We start from the raw sequence: 17,271 nt of genomic DNA on the forward strand, positions 1-17,271 counted from the left end.
GTCGGCCCCTTCTCGGCGTCATGGCCTCCGGGCGACGATCTCGCGGGCCAGGGAGGCCAGTTGAGGGAGGGCCGGGTGGCCCGGCGCGTCACGGCGGGCGAGCAGGACCGGGACGCCCGGAGCGTCGTCGAGCGGGACGTAGGCGACCCCCGCGTGCGGATGCAGCTCCGCGGTCGACGTCGTGGACACCCCGCTGCCGCGGCCGGCGGCGATGGCGGTGAGCCAGTCGTCGGTGTTGCCGACGGTGAGCGTGGCGGCCGGGCGGGCGTGCGGCGGCCAGAGGTCCACGGTGGTGGTGCCGGAGACGGTGTTCAGGACGACGGGGCCGTCCGCGAGGTCGGCGAGTACGAGCGAGGGGCGCGCCGCGAGCGGCCCGTCCGCCGTCACCGCCGCCACCCGCACCTCGGTGAACAGCACTTCGGTGACCAGCCCCGGCGCGTCCACCGGCCCGCGCAGCAGCGCCGCGTCGACCTCGCCCCGGGCCAGTCCGGCGGTGCGGTCGTCGATCCGGAGCAGTTCCAGCGGGGTGCCCGGGAACCGCTCCTGCCAGGTCCGCAGCAGCGGTGTGGTGTGCGGCCCGAACGCGGACCAGGCGTGCCCGAGCCGCAGCGGCCAGGTGCGCAACCGTCCCGAGTCGAGCGCCTCGTCGAAGGCGGCGACCGCGGCGGCGGCCTTGTCGCGGAAGGCGAGGCCGTCGGGGGTGAGGGCGAGGTGATGGGTGGAGCGGTCGACGAGCCGGACTCCGAGGTGCCGCTCCAGTGCGGCGAGGGTGCGGGACACGGCGGGCTGGGTCAGCCGGAGGCGGGCGGCGGCGCGCGTGATGTTGAGCTCGTCGGCGACCGCCAGGAAGGCCCGCAGATGCCGGAGTTCCACGGGGCGGCCGGGGGAGGGTTCCTCGTTCATGCGCGGGAAGCATAACGAGAGCGTGATGGGCATTTCACGGAACGCGCGGGCGTCTTTACCGTGAAGGGAAACCCATGGCGGACGGAGTTCCGCATCCTGTACCGTCCAGTCCATTGCAGTGCACTGCAATGCACTGCAATGCACTGCAATGCAATGCACAGCACAGCAATGCACTGCACTGCACTGCACCTAATCGTCACCTACTCGCTCAGTCCGGAAGGCCCCCGTGAACGATCAGCGCAGCGCCGCCGAACCGGCCGCCGCAGCCGTCGCCGTACCCGAAGCGGTGACGGCACTCGAAGGCACCGGACGGTCCTGGGCCGACCGCCGGGCGGCGCTGGCGCCGATCGCCCTGGTGGTCGCCGGTGGCCTGTCCGTCCAGTTCGGCTCGGCCGTCGCGGCGCTGCTGATGCCGAAGGCGGGCGCGCTGGGCGTCGTCACCCTGCGGCTGGCCGCCGCCGCGCTGATCCTGCTGGTGGTCTGCCGCCCGAAGCTGCGCGGCCACTCGCGTGCCGACTGGGGCACGGTGCTGGCCTTCGGCCTCGCGATGGGCGGCATGAACACGCTCTTCTACCTGGCGCTGGACCGGATTCCGCTCGGTATCGCCGTCACCCTGGAGGTGCTGGGCCCCCTCGCCCTCTCGGTCTTCGCCTCCCGCCGCCTGATCAACGTCCTGTGGGCCGGGCTCGCCCTCGTCGGCGTGGTCCTGCTGGGCGGCGGCGGCTTCGACCGCCTCGACCCGCTCGGCGCGGCCTTCGCCCTGGGGGCCGGGGCGATGTGGGCGGCGTACATCGTGTTCAGCGCCCGCACCGGCCGCCGTTTCCCGCAGGCGGACGGGCTCGCGCTGGCCATGGTGGTCGCGGCGGTCCTCTCGCTGCCGCTCGGCATCATCGAGTCCGGGGCGAAGCTCACGGTCCCGTCCACGGTGGCGCTCGGCGCGGCGGTGGCGGTCCTCAGCTCGGTCCTTCCGTACACCCTGGAGCTGATGGCCCTGCGCCGGCTGCCCGCGCCCACGTTCGCCGTGATGATGAGCCTGGAGCCGGCCATCGCCGCCGGTGCGGGCTTCCTGATCCTGGACCAGGCCCTCTCCACGACGGACGCCCTCGCCATCGCCCTGGTCATCGGGGCGAGCATCGGCGCGGTGCGCAGCCGGTCGGGGTCGGCGCCACGGCGCGAGGCGTGAGGCGCGGTCGCCGGGGGCGGGAGAGGCCTCAGCAGTCGGCGGGCAGGATCCGGAAGGAGTCCAGCCCGGGAGTCAGCGGTGACATCGCGCGGAAGTCGCGCTGGTCGAGGGTGAAGATGCGATCTGTCCGGTAGCGGTCGGCCAGGACCACTCCGACGGCGTCGGCCAGGTCGAGCCCCAGGCCTTCGTGCTTCCGCCGGACCTCATGAGCGCTGTGCAAATCCGTGAGCTTGAGCTCGGCGAGGCGGTACTGCCCGTCGTCCATGCGGGAGTTCAGCGCCTCCATCACCTGCAGCGCCGCCGGGAACCCCAGGTCGCGGTGGACCAGGTGATCCAGTTCGGTGACGACGAGAGGGGAGATCGCCAGCCGCTCGTGCTCCAGGATTCTGGCCGCCGCGGCGTGCTCGGTCTGGGCGGCGTCGAAAGCGGCGTAGAGGGCCGAGGTGTCGGCGACGATGATCAACGGCGTGCGGCCCGTTCCTTGATGTGCGCGTAGACGGCGTCGTCCATCTCTTCGGGTGTGCGGGAGAGTCCGCTGTCGAAAACAGGCAGCTCACGGCTTCGCTTCGGTCGCTCCGCGCTGTCCAGCAGCATGGCAATGCCACGCCGGATGAGCTCGGCCTTGCTGACGCCGGTCGCGGACGACTCGGCGTCCAGTCGTACTTCCAATTCGTCCGGAAGATACACGGTCGTCTTTATCATGCTGTCCAATTTACCACCCTGCCCTACGTAGGGCAGGGTGGTAAACCACGGGCCGGACGCGCACCCCTCACCACCCGCACGGCGGCCCCAGCTCCGTGATGGAGTCGGCCAGTTCCGCCGGGCGCTCGGGCCACCCCGTCCGGTACCAGTGGTCGATGCGCCAGGACAGCCGCCGGGGCCACAGCGGGGTGGCGGGCAGGCGCTCCACCGGTACCCAGACCGGGGCGCCGCCGTAGTTGTCCAGCGTCTCGGGCGGGCCGACCTCGCCGGTCGCGGACACGAGGAAGTAGTGCTCGTGCCGGCCGTCCTTCCAGACCCGGGCGAGCTCGGGCCCGACGGTCCCGGCCAGGCCGGTCTCCTCCCCCAGCTCCCGCAGAACGGCCGCTTCCAGCGTCTCGCCCGCCTCGACCCCGCCGCCCGGAATCTCGTAGTTCGACCCGCCGTCCGCCTCGGTGAACCGGATCAGCAGCACGGCCCCGTCGCGGATGACGACCGCCCCGGCCCGCACCCGTACCGGCGGGACCGCCGCAGGATCGGCCAGGGCCACCGGACCCCGCGGCGCCGCGCCCCGCGCCCAGGCGCGCAGCACCGTCTCCGCCGTCCCGGCGGGCCGGATGCGGGCGTGCAGGGCCTCCGCCAGGGACAGGGCGACGCGTGGTGCGGCAGCAGCCCCGGGGCGCCCACCGGGAAAGGCGTGGTACGCGCCCTCCGCGTCGTGGTGGAGCTCCAGGATCAGCTTGCCGGCCTCGAACAGGACGGTCACCGGGCGGGTTTCGGCAGTCATCGACGGAGGCTAACGCGCCCCGGGGGCGGGCCGCGCCCGGAACGGGAATCCGGGCGGGCAGAAAATCATGCAAGCGTGCTTGATTGTTTCCCGGTGCGCTGCCATGCTCCTCGGCACCACACCCGGTCCCGAGGGGAGCGCACGTGTCCGCTGTCGTAGCCGTGATCGACGATCTGCGCGAAGAGAGCGACGAACTCGACGCACTGGTGGGGGAGTTGGACATCGCGGGCTGGCGCGGACCGACGCCCGCCGCGCGGTGGACCGTCGCCCACCAGATCGCCCACCTCAGCTGGACCGACGAGGTCGCGCTGCTGGCGGCCACCGAGCCGGACCGGTTCGGCGACGAGGTGGCCAAGGCCCTGGCCGCCCCCGACTCCTTCGTCGACGAGGCGGCCGACGCCCTGGTCGCCTCCCACGCCCCAAACGCCCTGCTCGCCCGCTGGCGGGAGGGCCGGGCCCGGCTCGACAAGGTCCTTCGCGACGCCCCGGACGGCACCCGGATCCCCTGGTACGGGCCGCCGATGAGCGTCGCGTCCATGGCGACCGCCCGGCTCATGGAGACCTGGGCCCACGGCCAGGACATCGCCGACGCCCTGGGCGTCACCCGGGCCCCGACCGCCCGGCTGCGCCATGTGGCGCGGATCGGCGTCCGGGCCCGGAACTACGCCTACGCGGTACGCGGCATCACCGCGCCCGACGGGGAGTTCCGCGTCGAACTCCACGCGGCGGACGGCGAGATGATCGCGTACGGGCCACAGGACGCCGACCAGCGCGTCACCGGGCCGCTCCTCGACTTCTGCCTCCTGGTCACCCAGCGCGCCCACCGCGACGACCTCGCGGTCACCGCTGAGGGGCGCGACGCCGACCAGTGGCTCTCCATCGCCCAGGCCTTCGCAGGGCCGCCGGGGCCGGGCCGGCTGCCGCGCGCGGAACAACCGGACCGCGCGGAGCCGGACGGACGCCGATGAGCGCCCACGCCGGGCCCGCACCCGAGGCCGCCCCCGCTCCCGCCCTCGCCCCCGTCCTCCGCATCGGCAACGCCTCCGGCTTCTACGGCGACCGCTTCGACGCCCTGCGCGACATGCTCACCGGCGGCCCCCTCGACGTCCTCACCGGCGACTACCTCGCCGAGCTGACCATGCTCATCCTCGGCCGCAGCCGCCTCAAGGACCCGCGGAAGGGCTACGCCACCACCTTCCTGCGCCAGTTGGAGGAGGGGCTCGGCCTCGCCCACGAGCGCGGGGTGAAGATCGTCGCCAACGCGGGCGGCCTCAACCCTGCCGGACTCGCTGACGCGGTACGGCAGTTGGGGGACAAGGTCGGCGTGCCCGTCACCGTGGCGCACGTCGAGGGCGACAGCCTGCCCGTCCCGGACGGGTTCCTCACCGCCAACGCCTACCTCGGCGGCTCCGGGATCGCCGCCTGTCTGCGGGCCGGGGCCGATGTCGTCGTGACCGGCCGGGTCACCGACGCGGCCCTGGTCACCGGGCCGGCCGCCGCCCACTTCGGCTGGGGCCCGGACGACCTGGACGCGCTCGCGGGGGCCGTGGTCGCCGGGCACGTCCTGGAGTGCGGTACACAGGCGACCGGCGGCAACCACGCCTTCTTCGGCGAGTACGACCCCGCCCGGCTCCGCCGCCCCGGCTTCCCGCTCGCCGAGATCCACGCCGACGGCTCGTCCGTCATCACCAAGCACGACGGTACGGGCGGGGTCGTCGACCTCTCCACCGTCACCGCCCAACTCCTCTACGAGACCGGCGGAGCCCGGTACGCGGGCCCCGACGTCACCGCCCGCCTCGACACCGTACGGCTCACCTCCGACGGCCCCGACCGGGTCCGCATCGACGGCGTACGCGGCGAGGCCCCGCCGCCCACCCTCAAGGCCGGGCTGACCCGGCTCGGCGGCTGGCGCAACGAGGTCGTCTTCGTCCTGACCGGACTCGACATCGAGGCCAAGGCGGCGCTGGTGCGGGACCAGTTCGCCGACGCCCTGGAGCGGGGCGGCACCCGCCCGCCCGCCGAGGTGCGCTGGGAGCTGTCCCGTACCGACCACGCCGACGCCGACACCGAGGAGCGGGCCAGCGCCCTGCTCCGGCTCGTCGTCCGCGACCAGGACGCCGAAGCGGTCGGCCGCACCGTCTCCGGGGCCGCCATCGAGCTGGCCCTCGGCAGCTACCCCGGCTTCCACGTCACCGCCCCGCCCGGAAAGGGCGCGCCCTACGGAGTGTTCGAGGCCAGGCCGGTACCGGCGGCGGAGGCCGAGCACCTCGCCGTGCTGCCGGACGGCAACCGGCTGGTCATCAAACCATCTGGAATCACGCAAGAGTTGGCCGAAGTCGAGCCACCGCCGCTGCCCGACCCGTACCCCTCCACCGCCACCCGGCGCGTCCCCCTCGGCCTGATCGCGGGCGCGCGCAGCGGTGACAAGGGCGGTGACGCCAACGTGGGCGTCTGGGTGCGCGACGACGCTGCCTGGCGGTGGCTGGCACATGAACTGAGCGTCGAGCGGTTCAAGGAACTTCTGCCGGAGACCGCCGGCTTGACCGTCGTCCGCCACGTCCTGCCCAACCTCCGCGCCCTGAACTTCACCGTCCACGGCCTCTTGGGCGAAGGCGTCGCCGCCCAGGCCCGGTTCGACCCGCAGGCGAAGGCGCTGGGGGAGTGGCTGCGATCGCGCCGGCTGCCCGTCCCGGTCGGGCTGCTCGAAGGCATCGAAGACCCGGAGGTGACCGCATGACCGTCCTGCCCACCGCGCTCGACACCAACAGCCCCGAGTACGCGTCGAATCGGGCCGCCATGGCGGAGAAGCTCGCCGAGCTGGAGACCGAGCACGCCAAGGCGCTGGCGGGCGGCGGCGAGAAGTACGTGGCCCGCCACCGGGGGCGCGGCAAGCTCCCGGCCCGGGAGCGGATCGAGCTGCTCGTCGATCCCGACACCCCGTTCCTGGAGCTGTCGCCGCTGGCCGCCTGGGGCAGCGATTACGCGGTCGGGGCCTCGCTCGTCACCGGGATCGGGGTGATCGAGGGCGTCGAGTGCCTGATCACCGCCAACGACCCGACCGTGCGCGGCGGGGCGTCGAACCCGTGGACGCTGAAGAAGGCCCTGCGCGCCAACGAAATCGCCTTCGCCAACCGCCTGCCCTGCGTCAGCCTGGTGGAGTCGGGCGGGGCCGACCTGCCCTCCCAGAAGGAGATCTTCATCCCCGGCGGGGCGCTCTTCCGGGACATCACCCGGCTCTCGGCCGCCCAAATCCCCACCGTGGCCGTCGTGTTCGGCAACTCCACCGCCGGAGGCGCGTACGTCCCCGGCATGTCCGACCACACCGTGATGATCAAGGAGCAGTCCAAGGTCTTCCTCGGCGGACCGCCCCTGGTGAAGATGGCCACCGGCGAGGAGAGCGACGACGAGTCCCTCGGCGGGGCCGAGATGCACGCCCGTACGTCGGGGCTCGCCGACCATTTCGCCGTGGACGAGCACGACGCGATCCGGCAGGCCCGCCGGATCGTCGCCCGGCTCAACTGGCGCAAGGCTCACCCCGACCCGGGCCCCGCCGAGCCGCCGAAGTACGACGAGGACGAGCTGCTCGGGATCGTGCCGGACGACCTGAAGGCCCCGTTCGACCCGCGCGAGGTCATCGCCCGGCTGGTCGACGGCTCGGACTTCGACGCGTTCAAGCCGCTGTACGGGACGAGCCTGGTCACGGGGTGGGCGCGGCTGCACGGCTACCCGGTCGGGATCCTCGCCAACGCCCAGGGGGTGCTGTTCAGCGAGGAGTCGCAGAAGGCCGCCCAGTTCATCCAGCTCGCCAACCAGCGGGACATCCCGCTCCTCTTCCTCCACAACACCACCGGCTACATGGTCGGCAAGGAGTACGAGCAGGGCGGCATCATCAAGCACGGCGCGATGATGATCAACGCGGTCGCCAACTCCAGGGTCCCGCACCTGTCGGTCCTGATGGGCGCGTCCTACGGGGCCGGGCACTACGGGATGTGCGGCCGGGCCTACGACCCGCGCTTCCTCTTCGCCTGGCCCAGCAGCAAGTCCGCCGTGATGGGCCCGCAGCAGTTGGCCGGGGTCCTCTCCATCGTGGCCCGCGCCTCGGCCGCCGCGAAGGGGCAGCCGTACGACGACGAGGCGGACGCCGGACTGCGCGCGATGGTGGAGCAGCAGATCGAGGCGGAGTCGCTGCCGGTGTTCCTGTCCGGGCGGCTGTACGACGACGGGGTCATCGACCCGCGCGACACCCGGACCGTCCTCGGGATGTGCCTGTCCGCGATCCACACCGCACCGGTCGAGGGCGCCCGTGGCGGCTTCGGCGTCTTCCGGATGTGAGGCCCAGATGACCACCGCTACCGATGGGGCCCGGATGACCATCACCACGTTGCTCGTCGCCAACCGGGGCGAGATCGCCTGCCGGATCTTCCGCACCTGCCGCGACCTGGGCATCACCACGGTCGCCGTGTACTCCGACGCGGACGCCGACGCCCTGCACGTACGGGAGGCTGACCTCGCCGTACGGCTGCCGGGCGCGGCCCCCGCCGACACCTATCTGCGCGGCGACCTCGTCGTGGCCGCCGCGCGGGCCGCCGGGGCGGACGCCGTGCACCCCGGCTACGGCTTCCTCTCCGAGAACGCCGCCTTCGCCGCCGCCGTGCAGGACGCCGGGCTGGTGTGGGTGGGGCCGCCGGTGAAGGCGATCGAGCTGATGGCCTCCAAGACCCGGGCGAAGGAGCTGATGGCGGGGGCGGGGGTGCCACTGCTGGCCCCGGTGGACCCGGCGACGGCGGGCGAGGCCGATCTGCCGCTGCTGCTCAAGGCGGCCTCCGGCGGCGGTGGGCGCGGCATGCGCGTCGTCCGCGAACTCGACGCCCTGCCGGGTGAGTTGCTGGCGGCGGCTGCTGAGGCCGCGTCCGCCTTCGGCGACGGGGAGGTCTTCGCCGAGCCGTACGTGGAGCGCGGCCGGCACGTCGAGGTCCAGGTGATGGCGGACGCGCACGGCACCGTGTGGGCGCTCGGGACCCGCGACTGCTCGCTCCAGCGCCGCCACCAGAAGGTCATCGAGGAGGCCCCCGCTCCCGGCCTGGACGAGGCGCTGCGCACGCGGCTCCACGAAGCGGCGGTGGCGGCGGCCCGAGCCGTGGACTACCGGGGCGCGGGCACCGTGGAGTTCCTGGTCTCCGCCGACGGCCGCCCGTACTTCCTGGAGATGAACACCCGCCTCCAGGTCGAACACCCGGTGACGGAAGCCGTGTTCGGGCTCGATCTCGTCGCCCTGCAACTGCGGGCGGCGGAAGGTGAACCGCTGCCGTCCCCCGAGCCCCCGCAGCCGTCCGGCCACGCGGTCGAGGCCCGGCTCTACGCCGAGGACCCGGCACGGGGCTGGCAGCCGCAGACCGGTGCGCTGCTCACCCTGGAGGTGCCGGAGGGCCCCGGCCTGCGCCTGGACACCGGCTACACCGGCGGGGACACCATCGGCGTGCACTACGACCCGATGATCGCCAAGGTGATCGCCCACGCCCCGACCCGCACCGAGGCCGTCCGGCTGCTCGCCCGAGCGCTGGAGCGGGCCCGCGTCCACGGTCCGGTCACCAACCGCGACCTGCTCGTCCGCTCGCTGCGCCACCCGGACTTCGCGGCGGCCCGCCCGGACACGGGGTTCTACGACCGGCACCTGGCGGACCTCACCGCCCCCGGAGCCGGCCGGGACCCCGCCACGGCCGCCCTCGCCGCGACCCTGGCGGAAGCCGTACGAGGCGCGGAAGCCGTACGGGGTGCGGAGGCCGCAGGGGGTGCGGGGGCCGTACGGGGCGCGGACGCCGTACGAGGAACCGAAGCGGGCCGGGGCGTATCGGCCCACCGCCCCGCCCCGGCCCGCTTCGGGGCCTGGCGCAACGTCCCCTCGCAGCCCCAGCGCAAGCGCTACCGCAGCGAACCCGACGGCACCGAGCACGAGGTGGCCTACCGCACCCCGCGCACCGGAATCCCGCAACCGTACGAGACCCCCGGCACCCGGGTCCTGACCGCGACCCCCGACCGCGTGACGCTCGAAGTGGACGGCGTGACCCGGCACTTCGCCATCACCGCGCACGGCGACCGGGTCCACGTGGACACCACCGACGCCTCGTACACCTTCACCGCCCTGCCCCGCTTCACCGACCCCGCCACGCACACCGCCCCCGGCTCCCTGCTCGCCCCGATGCCCGGGACCGTCGTCCGCCTGGCCGACGGCCTGACGACCGGGGTCACCGTCGAGGCCGGGCAGCCGCTGATCTGGCTGGAGGCGATGAAGATGGAGCACCGCATCCTCGCCCCCGCCTCCGGCACCCTCACCGCTCTGCACGCCGCCCCCGGCCATCAGGTCGAGGTCGGCGCGCTGCTCGCCGTGGTCCAGGAGGACCCGGCCGCCACCCCCGTACCCGTTCCCGTACCGGAGGAGACCGCATGAGCACCGCACGCACCGCCCTCGAAACCGAAGAGCACCAGGCCCTGCGCGCAGCCGTCGCCGCCCTCGGCAAGCGGTACGGGCGCGACTACATGACCACCGTCATCCGCGAGGGCAAGCACACCGACGAGCTGTGGGCGGAGGCCGCCAAGCTCGGCTACCTCGGGGTGAACCTTCCCGAGGAGTACGGCGGCGGAGGCGGCGGCATGGCCGAACTCTCGATCGTGCTGGAGGAGTTGGGCGCGGCCGGCTCTCCGCTGCTGATGATGATCGTGTCGCCCGCGATCTGCGGCACGGTCATCGCCCGGTTCGGTACGGAGGAGCAGAAGCGGACGTGGCTGCCGGGCCTCGCCGACGGCAGTCTCACCATGGCGTTCGGCATCACCGAGCCGGACGCCGGATCGAACTCCCACCGCATCACCACCACCGCCCGCCGCGACGGCGGCGACTGGGTCCTCACCGGACGCAAGGTCTTCGTCTCCGGTGTCGACATGGCCGACGCCACGCTGATCGTCGGGCGGACCGAGGACGCGCGCTCCGGGAAGCTGAAGCCCTGCCTGTTCATCGTCCCGCGCGATGCCCCCGGGTTCGGCCGGAACCGGATCGACATGGAACTGCACGCCCCGGAAAAGCAGTTCGAGCTGGTCCTGGACGATGTGCGGCTGCCGGCGAACGCCCTGGTCGGCGACGAGGACGCGGGCCTGCTCCAGCTCTTCGCCGGGCTGAACCCCGAGCGGATCATGACGGCCGCGTTCGGCATCGGGATGGGCCGCTTCGCACTCTCCAGGGCCGTCGAGTACGCCCGTACCCGCCAGGTCTGGAAGGAGCCCATCGGCTCGCACCAGGCCATCGCGCACCCGCTCGCCACCGCGCACATCGACCTGGAGCTGTCGCGCCTGATGATGCAGAAGGCGGCCCGGCTGTACGACGAGGGCGACGACATCGGGGCGGGCGAGGCGGCGAACATGGCGAAGTACGCGGCCGGGGAGGCGTGCGTGAAGGCCGTCGACCAGGCGGTGCACACGCTCGGCGGCAACGGCCTGACCCGGGAGTACGGCCTCGCGTCCCTGATCACCGCGTCACGGGTGGCCCGGATAGCCCCGGTCAGCCGCGAGATGATCCTGAACTACGTCTCGCACCAGTCGCTGGGCCTGCCGAAGTCGTACTAGCCCCGCTTTCCCGTTCCCCGCCGCCCGTTCCTCGTGATCTGATCCCGTCCGCCCTCTCCCCCTACCTCCCCCACAGGGGTAATTCTGACCTCCACACTCCACACCCGCACGGCGTCCCGCGCCGCCACCCGGGCGGCGCGGGCGACCGCGACGACAGGGGACCGCCATGGTGTTCCGCAGCGAGTACGCAGACGTAACGGCCCTCGACACACCCATCCACGACGCGGTCCTCGGCGAGGCCGCCGGGTTCGGTGACACCGTCGCCCTGATCGACGGGACGAACGGCATGTCCCTCACCTACGCCCAACTCGACGGCTTCCACCGGCGTATCGCCGCCGCGCTGGCCGAGGCGGGGCTCAGGAAGGGCGACGTCCTCGCCCTGCACAGCCCGAACACCATCGCCTACCCGGCGGTCTTCTACGGTGCCACCCGCGCCGGAGCCTCGGTCACCACGGTCCACCCGCTGGCCACGCCCGAGGAGTTCGCCAAGCAGCTCGCGGACAGCGGGGCGCAGTGGATCGTCACGGTCTCCCCGCTGCTGGCCACGGCCCGCCGAGCGGCCGAACTGGCGTGCGGTGTCCGGGAGATCTACGTATGCGACCAGGCGGAGGGGCACACCTCGATCCTGGACATGCTGTCCTCCACGGCTCCCGAGCCGGAGGTCGCGATCGACCCCGGCGAGGACGTGGCGGCCCTCCCGTACAGCTCCGGCACGACGGGCACGCCCAAGGGCGTGATGCTGACGCACCGGTCGATCGCGACCAACCTGGAGCAGCTGAGACCGTTCATCCCGATGAACGAGGGCGACCGCATCCTGGCGGTCCTGCCCTTCTTCCACATCTACGGCCTCACGGCGCTGATGAACGTGCCGCTGCGCTGCGGCTCGACGGTCGTCGTACTGCCCCGCTTCGACCTGGCGCAGTTCCTGGAGGCCATCCAGACCCACCGCATCTCCGGCCTGTACGTGGCGCCGCCGATCGTGCTGGCCCTCGCGAAGCACCCGCTGGTCGGGGAGTACGACCTGTCCTCGCTCCAGTACATCGTCAGCGCCGCCGCCCCGCTGGACGCCGAGCTGGCGGCGGCGTGCTCGGCCCGGCTGGGGGTGCCGCCGGTGCGGCAGGCGTACGGGATGACGGAGCTGTCGCCCGGCACGCACGTGGTGCCCCTCTCCGTCGAGCAGCCGCCGCCGGGCACGGTCGGCAAGCTGCTGCCGAACACCGAGATGCGGATCGTGTCGCTGGAGGACCCGGCGAAGGACGCGGAACCGGGGGCGGACGGCGAGATCCTGATCCGGGGCCCGCAGGTGATGAAGGGCTACCTGGGCCGCGCGGACGCCACGGCCGCGATGATCGACGAGGACGGCTGGGTGCACACGGGCGACGTCGGCCGGACCGACGAGGACGGCTGGCTGTACGTCGTCGACCGGGTGAAGGAGCTGATCAAGTACAAGGGCTACCAGGTGGCCCCCGCCGAGCTGGAGGCGCTGCTCCTGACGCACGAGGCGGTGGCGGACGCGGCGGTGATCGGGGTGTACGACGCGGAGGGCAACGAGGTCCCGAAGGCGTTCCTGGTCCGGGGACCGGGACCGGCGGCGGAGGGTCTGACGGCGGACGACGTCATGACGTACGTGGCCGAGCGCGTGTCTCCCTACAAGAAGGTGCGGCAGGCCGAGTTCATCGAGACGGTGCCCCGGGCGGCCTCCGGCAAGATCCTCCGGCGCGAGCTGCGCGACCGCGAGAAGACGAATCGTTCGGGAACATCGGAGGAGCAGTGACCCTGATCGCCACATCCCGGGACCGGGGCATCGCGACGCTGACGCTGGACTCCCCGGCCAACCGCAACGCGCTGTCGGCGGCGCTGGTGGGGGAGCTGCGTGAGGCTCTGGCGGGCTGTGCCGCCGACGACACCGTACGGGCGGTGGTGCTGACCCACACCGGATCGACGTTCTGCGCCGGGGCGGACCTGACGGCTCCGCCGGACCCGGAGGCGTTCGTGGGCCTCATGCGGGAGATCGTGGCACTGCCGAAGCCGGTCGTGGCCCGGGTGACCGGCCACGTCCGGGCGGGCGGCCTGGGCCTGCTGGCGGCCTGCGACATCGCGGTGGCGGGCGAGGGATCGTCCTTCGCCCTCACCGAGTCCCGCCTGGGCCTGGCCCCCGCGGTCATCTCCCTCACGCTGCTCCCGCGCCTGGACCGTACGGCGGCGAACCGCTACTACCTGACCGGGGAGAGGTTCGACGCGGCGGAGGCGGCGAGGATCGGCCTGGTCACGGTGGCCGCCGAGGACGTGGAGGAGGGCCTTGCCCCGGTCCTGGACGGACTGCGCCGGGCCTCACCTCAGGGGCTGGCCGCATCGAAGGAGCTGGTCACGGCTACGGTGCTGAGGAGCTTCGACCAGTACGCCGAAGACCTCATCGCCCGATCAGCGAAGCTGTTCGCCTCCGACGAGGCGAGGGAGGGGATGACGGCCTTCCTCGAACGACGGGACCCGGCATGGGTGCGGTGACACCTTCCTTCTCTGCCTCCCGGGCTGCGCACGCGCCCAAGCAGGACCGCAGCCGGGCGACGCGGCAACGGCTGCTGGAGGCGGCGGTGGCCTGTCTGGCCGAACACGGCTGGGCGGGCTCCACCGTCTCGGTGGTCGCGGAACGGGCCGGCGTCTCGCGGGGCGCGGCCCAGCACCACTTCCCGACCCGGGAGGACCTGTTCACGGGTGCGGTGGAGTACGTGGCCGAGGAACGCTCGGCCGCCCTGCGCGCGCTCCCCGTCCAGGGCCGCGCGGAGGTGGTCGCGGCCCTGGTCGACCTCTACACGGGCCCGCTGTTCCGGGCGGCGCTCCAGCTCTGGGTGGCCGCCTCCAACGAGGCCCAGCTCCGCCCGCGCGTCACGGAACTGGAGGCGCGGGTGGGCCGCGAGACCCACCGCATCGCGGTCGAACTCCTGGGCGCGGACGAGTCCCGCCCGGGCACCCGCGAAACGGTCCAGGGCCTCCTGGACATGGCCCGCGGCCTCGGCCTCGCCAACCTCCTCACCGACGACACGGCCCGCCGGGAGCGGGTGGTGGCGCAGTGGGCGGCGCTGGTGGAGGAGGGGCTGGGCTGAGGCCGGGGGGCGTTCTGGCCATCCGGCCCGACTTCGCGCCCCGCCCAGCGCTACGAAGTCGACTCAGCGGTACCGGATGACGTGCAGTGCCCGGACTCCGGTCGGGTCGAAGGACACCGGCTCTTCGGACGAGCCGTCGAGGAGCAGCACGCCGTCCGCCGTGGTGAGCCCGTTGACGAGCCATCCCACGGCCTCACGCCCCCGGCCGTCCGTCCGGCGGATCCAGACCAGAGCACGCGAGCCGGCCGGGAAGGACGACAGTTCGTCGGCCGCTGAGGACCAGGTCCGGTGGTCCGACGTCGACAGGACGGGCCCGAGCTCGGCGAGCGTCGACTCGAACCAGTCGGCGCGGCCGGGCGGGGGCGGCGGCGGGAACGTCCCGGTGCCGGGGCGCCCGCCGGAGTCCCAGTGGGCGAGCCAGTTCCAGGGGTCCGCATTCGGCAGGCCGAAGGGCTCGGCGGCGTCCTTGGGGACGACCAGTGTCGCGTCGAGCATGGTGTCCTGCCAGCGCCCGCTTTCCAGGTGGCGCTGCGTGTCGCAGGAGAAGACCCAGCCTCGCCGGGTTTCGTCGCCGGGGGTCGGACCGGCCAGCTCGGCCTGACCGCCGTAGGCTTTGTCCAGCCACAGCCGCGCCTTGGTGACGGCCGCCTCGAAGTCGTGCGCCTCCTGCTCCCAGGGCTGACGCGGAACCCTCATCGCCTCCGGCAGAGCCCTGAAGAAGACCAACTCGTGCACACCGTCGGTGTCCAACCGGGCGAGGGACGACGTCAGTCCGTCGAGAAAGACTACTTGTCCCTTGTTGTTGTGCGCGTAGACCAGATTGCCCGTGGCCTCCTGGCCGCCGATCTCGCGGCGCACCCACACCAGGCCCCGGGTGTCGGGGCCGGGCTCCGCGACAGCCTTCACGACCTCGTCCCAGCTGTCCGCACTCAGGCGCTCGAACTCCGGGAAGTACCGGCGGGTCAGCCTGCTCCACCAGCCGGGAGCCTCGTCCGAAGGCTGCCAGGCGAGCGCTGTGGAAGGGCTCCGGCCGATCGCCGAGTGCAGGGCCACGACAGCGCCACGAGCGTTGATCCTGCGCCCCTGGTCATGGACTCGGGCGACGGCCGCCTCGTACGAAGCGGCGGGCTCCAGGTCCGCGAGGGGCGCGCTCGGCGCGGGATGGAAGGGGGAGCTGCCGTCCTTGGGTACGACGACCGAGGACGCCAGCATCGGCGTGTGCGGGAACCCGGGCTGCTGCACGGTCCGGCAGGCCATGAGCCAGGCCGAGGCCGACTCGGCCACCGGCTGGGGTGCAGCCAGTTCCGCGAGGCTGCGGTAGGTATGGGCAAGCCAGGCCGCGGCCTGCTGGTCGGGGCGGAGCACGCTACTGCTCCTTCCGGGGCGGCCAGTTGCCCGCTGCTTGGAGGGCCATGTATTCCGCCGTCGGCGGGAAAGTGGGAGCGAAGTGCGCGGCGGACCGGTCGTGCGGCACCACGATCACGGAAGAAAACGGGGCCTGAGCGAAATCACCTGTTTCGATGTGCTCCTTGAAATCGAAGCGCACCGTCCAGCCGTAGGTGAACTCAATGGCTGTATCCGGGAGCATTACGATGGAATTTGCCCGGTCCGGGTGTGCGATCTTCTGCAGGAAAGCCTTGGCGCTTGCCACTGCTTCGTCTTTGGTCACCATTTACGGGGCTCCATTGCGATACGGGATATGCCCGATGGACGAGACGTTTCTCTCTAGAAATCCCAGAGTTCCGCTCTGGCCATCGAGGAACACTACGCCGTGCGGTGTGTTCACGGCATTGAAAATATGGGCGGTGCCGTCGGGGCGGCTGATGTAGACAGCACTCCTTGACCCTTCCCCGCGGGCTTGGAGGTCACGGATGATGTCATCGTAACTATCCACGAAGTCGTACGTGCCCTTGGGCCTGTCCTTGAGGCCGAGCTGCTCCGGCGGGATGTGGTCGCCGGCCTGCTTGGGTGCTGCGCTGACTTCGATGCCGTCCAGGCGGCGGTCCACGGTCACGGTGTTGTGACTGCAGTTCAGTGTGTATCCGTGCTGTCCCGTGTTGTTGACATCCCTCAGCCACGGGTATTCGGAATCGAGGAACTCCTGAGCTTTCGCCGGATTCACCGATTCGTAGTGGATGGCCTTCTCTTTCGCCGTATCCGTGCTGCGCGCGAGATCGCTCCACTTCGACGGGGCGGCGCCTGCGGCCTCGTCCGCGTACTTCAGTCCGAGGCGCGTGCCACCACGCACGAATCCTGCGCCCTTGGTGCCGACGAGTTCGGGAAGCAGCCGTCCGACGAACTCGGAGGGGTCTTTTTTGAACCCGTCCACCGCTGCCTTGACGATCCGCTCCGGGTGCGCTGCGGTCGACGTGAGCCCGGCCAACGTCATACTGACGTTCTGGGTGTACTCGGCGGGGTGGGTGATGTTGTAGGGGTCGAGAGGGTTGAGGCCGCGGGCGAAATTGAGCATTCCGGCAGCACCTTTGAGCGCGCCACCGGCGACGTGGGTGAGCTCGGTGTTCACGGCGTAGTAGCCGTCGATGACGTTGTCCCCGAGCCGGTCCAGCGGTGGGGGCTCGGCGGGCGCGTGTGCCAGCGCCTCCCTGATCTTGCCGCGGGCTCCTGCCGCAGCCGTGTTCCTCTGTCGGCGGGCCTCGGCGAGCTTCTCCCGAGCCGCCTCGATGTCGCCCCGGCCGGGATCCCTGAAGGGCTCTGGCACCGGGCCGGGATCCTGGTTCGCCTTGATCTTCGCGTTGTAGGCGTCGATGCGCTCGTTGTATGCCTTCACCGCCTGCTCGGAAGCCTGCTTGCCCTTCTTGTAAAGGGCGATGGACTCCTGCGCCTGCCCCTGCGCCCACTTGACGGTGTCGGAGTAGGTGTCCAGGGCCTTCCCAGCAGTCTCGCAGGCATCGGCGGCGTGAAGCCATTTAGAAGTCATCTCAATTGGCCCGATAGGCTGTGGCCTGTGGCGAGGATCGTTGAGCGGC

16 protein-coding genes are annotated in these 17,271 nt (G+C 72.1%); 9 read left to right on the forward strand and 7 right to left on the reverse strand.

Going from position 1 to position 17,271, the window contains the following annotated elements:
- Window positions 1-18 precede the first annotated feature (18 nt).
- A complete protein-coding gene (locus IE145_RS29975) occupies window positions 19-903 on the reverse strand; it encodes a LysR family transcriptional regulator (RefSeq protein WP_189528569.1) in 885 nt (294 codons plus the stop codon).
- Window positions 904-1,129: 226 nt separating this feature from the next.
- On the opposite strand from IE145_RS29975, the gene IE145_RS29980 reads away from it, so the two are divergent.
- On the forward strand, window positions 1,130-2,086 hold the full coding sequence (locus IE145_RS29980; RefSeq protein ID WP_189528570.1) for an EamA family transporter: 957 nt from the start codon (window positions 1,130-1,132) through the stop codon (window positions 2,084-2,086).
- Window positions 2,087-2,114: 28 nt separating this feature from the next.
- Here IE145_RS29980 and IE145_RS29985 read toward each other — a convergent pair whose 3' ends face one another.
- The 3 genes from IE145_RS29985 to IE145_RS29995 all read right to left on the reverse strand — a co-directional run bounded on the left by IE145_RS29985 (window position 2,115) and on the right by IE145_RS29995 (window position 3,572).
- Window positions 2,115-2,549 (reverse strand): PIN domain-containing protein, encoded by a 435-nt coding sequence (locus IE145_RS29985; RefSeq protein WP_189528571.1) that lies wholly within the window; start codon window positions 2,547-2,549, stop codon window positions 2,115-2,117.
- Window positions 2,546-2,788: a ribbon-helix-helix domain-containing protein gene (locus IE145_RS29990; RefSeq protein ID WP_189528572.1), complete on the reverse strand. Its 243-nt coding sequence runs from the start codon at window positions 2,786-2,788 to the stop codon at window positions 2,546-2,548. Before IE145_RS29990 ends, IE145_RS29985 begins: the two co-directional genes overlap by 4 nt.
- A gap of 67 nt (window positions 2,789-2,855) precedes the next feature.
- Complete coding sequence (locus IE145_RS29995; RefSeq protein WP_189528573.1) at window positions 2,856-3,572, reverse strand: NUDIX domain-containing protein; 717 nt, start codon at window positions 3,570-3,572, stop codon at window positions 2,856-2,858.
- A 143-nt stretch (window positions 3,573-3,715) separates the two neighbouring features.
- Here IE145_RS29995 and IE145_RS30000 point away from each other — a divergent pair, with 143 nt between their 5' ends.
- The 8 genes from IE145_RS30000 (at window position 3,716) to IE145_RS30035 (ending at window position 14,284) form a co-directional block, all read left to right on the forward strand.
- Window positions 3,716-4,540: a TIGR03084 family metal-binding protein gene (locus tag IE145_RS30000; protein WP_189528574.1), complete on the forward strand. Its 825-nt coding sequence runs from the start codon at window positions 3,716-3,718 to the stop codon at window positions 4,538-4,540.
- Window positions 4,537-6,309: an acyclic terpene utilization AtuA family protein gene (locus IE145_RS30005; protein WP_189528575.1), complete on the forward strand. Its 1,773-nt coding sequence runs from the start codon at window positions 4,537-4,539 to the stop codon at window positions 6,307-6,309. The genes IE145_RS30000 and IE145_RS30005 overlap by 4 nt, the downstream gene beginning before the upstream one ends.
- Window positions 6,306-7,904: an acyl-CoA carboxylase subunit beta gene (locus tag IE145_RS30010; RefSeq protein WP_189528576.1), complete on the forward strand. Its 1,599-nt coding sequence runs from the start codon at window positions 6,306-6,308 to the stop codon at window positions 7,902-7,904. The genes IE145_RS30005 and IE145_RS30010 overlap by 4 nt, the downstream gene beginning before the upstream one ends.
- Window positions 7,905-7,938: 34 nt before the next feature.
- Window positions 7,939-10,017: an ATP-binding protein gene (locus IE145_RS30015; protein ID WP_189528577.1), complete on the forward strand. Its 2,079-nt coding sequence runs from the start codon at window positions 7,939-7,941 to the stop codon at window positions 10,015-10,017.
- The gene (locus IE145_RS30020; RefSeq protein WP_189528578.1) at window positions 10,014-11,183 is read left to right on the forward strand and encodes an acyl-CoA dehydrogenase family protein; all 1,170 of its coding nucleotides are present in this window, start codon (window positions 10,014-10,016) and stop codon (window positions 11,181-11,183) included. Before IE145_RS30015 ends, IE145_RS30020 begins: the two co-directional genes overlap by 4 nt.
- Window positions 11,184-11,349: 166 nt before the next feature.
- Entirely contained in the window at window positions 11,350-12,957 is a 1,608-nt protein-coding gene (locus tag IE145_RS30025) for a 4-coumarate--CoA ligase family protein (RefSeq protein ID WP_189528579.1), read from the forward strand.
- Window positions 12,954-13,688 (forward strand): enoyl-CoA hydratase family protein, encoded by a 735-nt coding sequence (locus IE145_RS30030; protein WP_189528580.1) that lies wholly within the window; start codon window positions 12,954-12,956, stop codon window positions 13,686-13,688. Before IE145_RS30025 ends, IE145_RS30030 begins: the two co-directional genes overlap by 4 nt.
- Window positions 13,676-14,284 (forward strand): TetR/AcrR family transcriptional regulator, encoded by a 609-nt coding sequence (locus IE145_RS30035; RefSeq protein WP_032764234.1) that lies wholly within the window; start codon window positions 13,676-13,678, stop codon window positions 14,282-14,284. The genes IE145_RS30030 and IE145_RS30035 overlap by 13 nt, the downstream gene beginning before the upstream one ends.
- 63 nt (window positions 14,285-14,347) lie before the next feature.
- Here the strand turns inward: IE145_RS30035 and IE145_RS30040 are convergent, their stop codons facing one another.
- The 3 genes from IE145_RS30040 to IE145_RS30050 form a co-directional block, all read right to left on the reverse strand.
- Window positions 14,348-15,649 carry a YrhB domain-containing protein gene (locus IE145_RS30040; RefSeq protein WP_189528581.1) on the reverse strand — a complete coding sequence of 434 codons (1,302 nt, stop codon included), beginning with the start codon at window positions 15,647-15,649 and terminating at the stop codon, window positions 14,348-14,350.
- Between the two features lies 1 nt (window position 15,650).
- Window positions 15,651-15,956, reverse strand: a complete 306-nt coding sequence (locus tag IE145_RS30045; protein ID WP_189528582.1) for a YrhB domain-containing protein — start codon at window positions 15,954-15,956, stop codon at window positions 15,651-15,653.
- On the reverse strand, window positions 15,957-17,271 hold a 1,315-nt coding region (locus tag IE145_RS30050; RefSeq protein ID WP_268246828.1), incomplete at its 5' end, for a putative T7SS-secreted protein.

Origin of the sequence: Streptomyces sindenensis (assembly GCF_014649035.1) — a bacterium.
Classification (GTDB): Bacteria; Actinomycetota; Actinomycetes; order Streptomycetales; family Streptomycetaceae; genus Streptomyces; species Streptomyces sindenensis.

Coding starts and splice junctions, on each gene's coding strand:
- IE145_RS30025 (WP_189528579.1), top strand. CDS start 11,350: ATGGTGTTCCGCAGCGAGTACGCAGACGTAACGGCCCTCGACACACCC.
- IE145_RS30015 (WP_189528577.1), top strand. CDS start 7,939: ATGACCATCACCACGTTGCTCGTCGCCAACCGGGGCGAGATCGCCTGC.
- IE145_RS30020 (WP_189528578.1), top strand. CDS start 10,014: ATGAGCACCGCACGCACCGCCCTCGAAACCGAAGAGCACCAGGCCCTG.
- IE145_RS29990 (WP_189528572.1), bottom strand. CDS start 2,788: ATGATAAAGACGACCGTGTATCTTCCGGACGAATTGGAAGTACGACTG.
- IE145_RS30035 (WP_032764234.1), top strand. CDS start 13,676: ATGGGTGCGGTGACACCTTCCTTCTCTGCCTCCCGGGCTGCGCACGCG.
- IE145_RS30045 (WP_189528582.1), bottom strand. CDS start 15,956: ATGGTGACCAAAGACGAAGCAGTGGCAAGCGCCAAGGCTTTCCTGCAG.
- IE145_RS29975 (WP_189528569.1), bottom strand. CDS start 903: ATGAACGAGGAACCCTCCCCCGGCCGCCCCGTGGAACTCCGGCATCTG.
- IE145_RS30010 (WP_189528576.1), top strand. CDS start 6,306: ATGACCGTCCTGCCCACCGCGCTCGACACCAACAGCCCCGAGTACGCG.
- IE145_RS30005 (WP_189528575.1), top strand. CDS start 4,537: ATGAGCGCCCACGCCGGGCCCGCACCCGAGGCCGCCCCCGCTCCCGCC.
- IE145_RS29995 (WP_189528573.1), bottom strand. CDS start 3,572: ATGACTGCCGAAACCCGCCCGGTGACCGTCCTGTTCGAGGCCGGCAAG.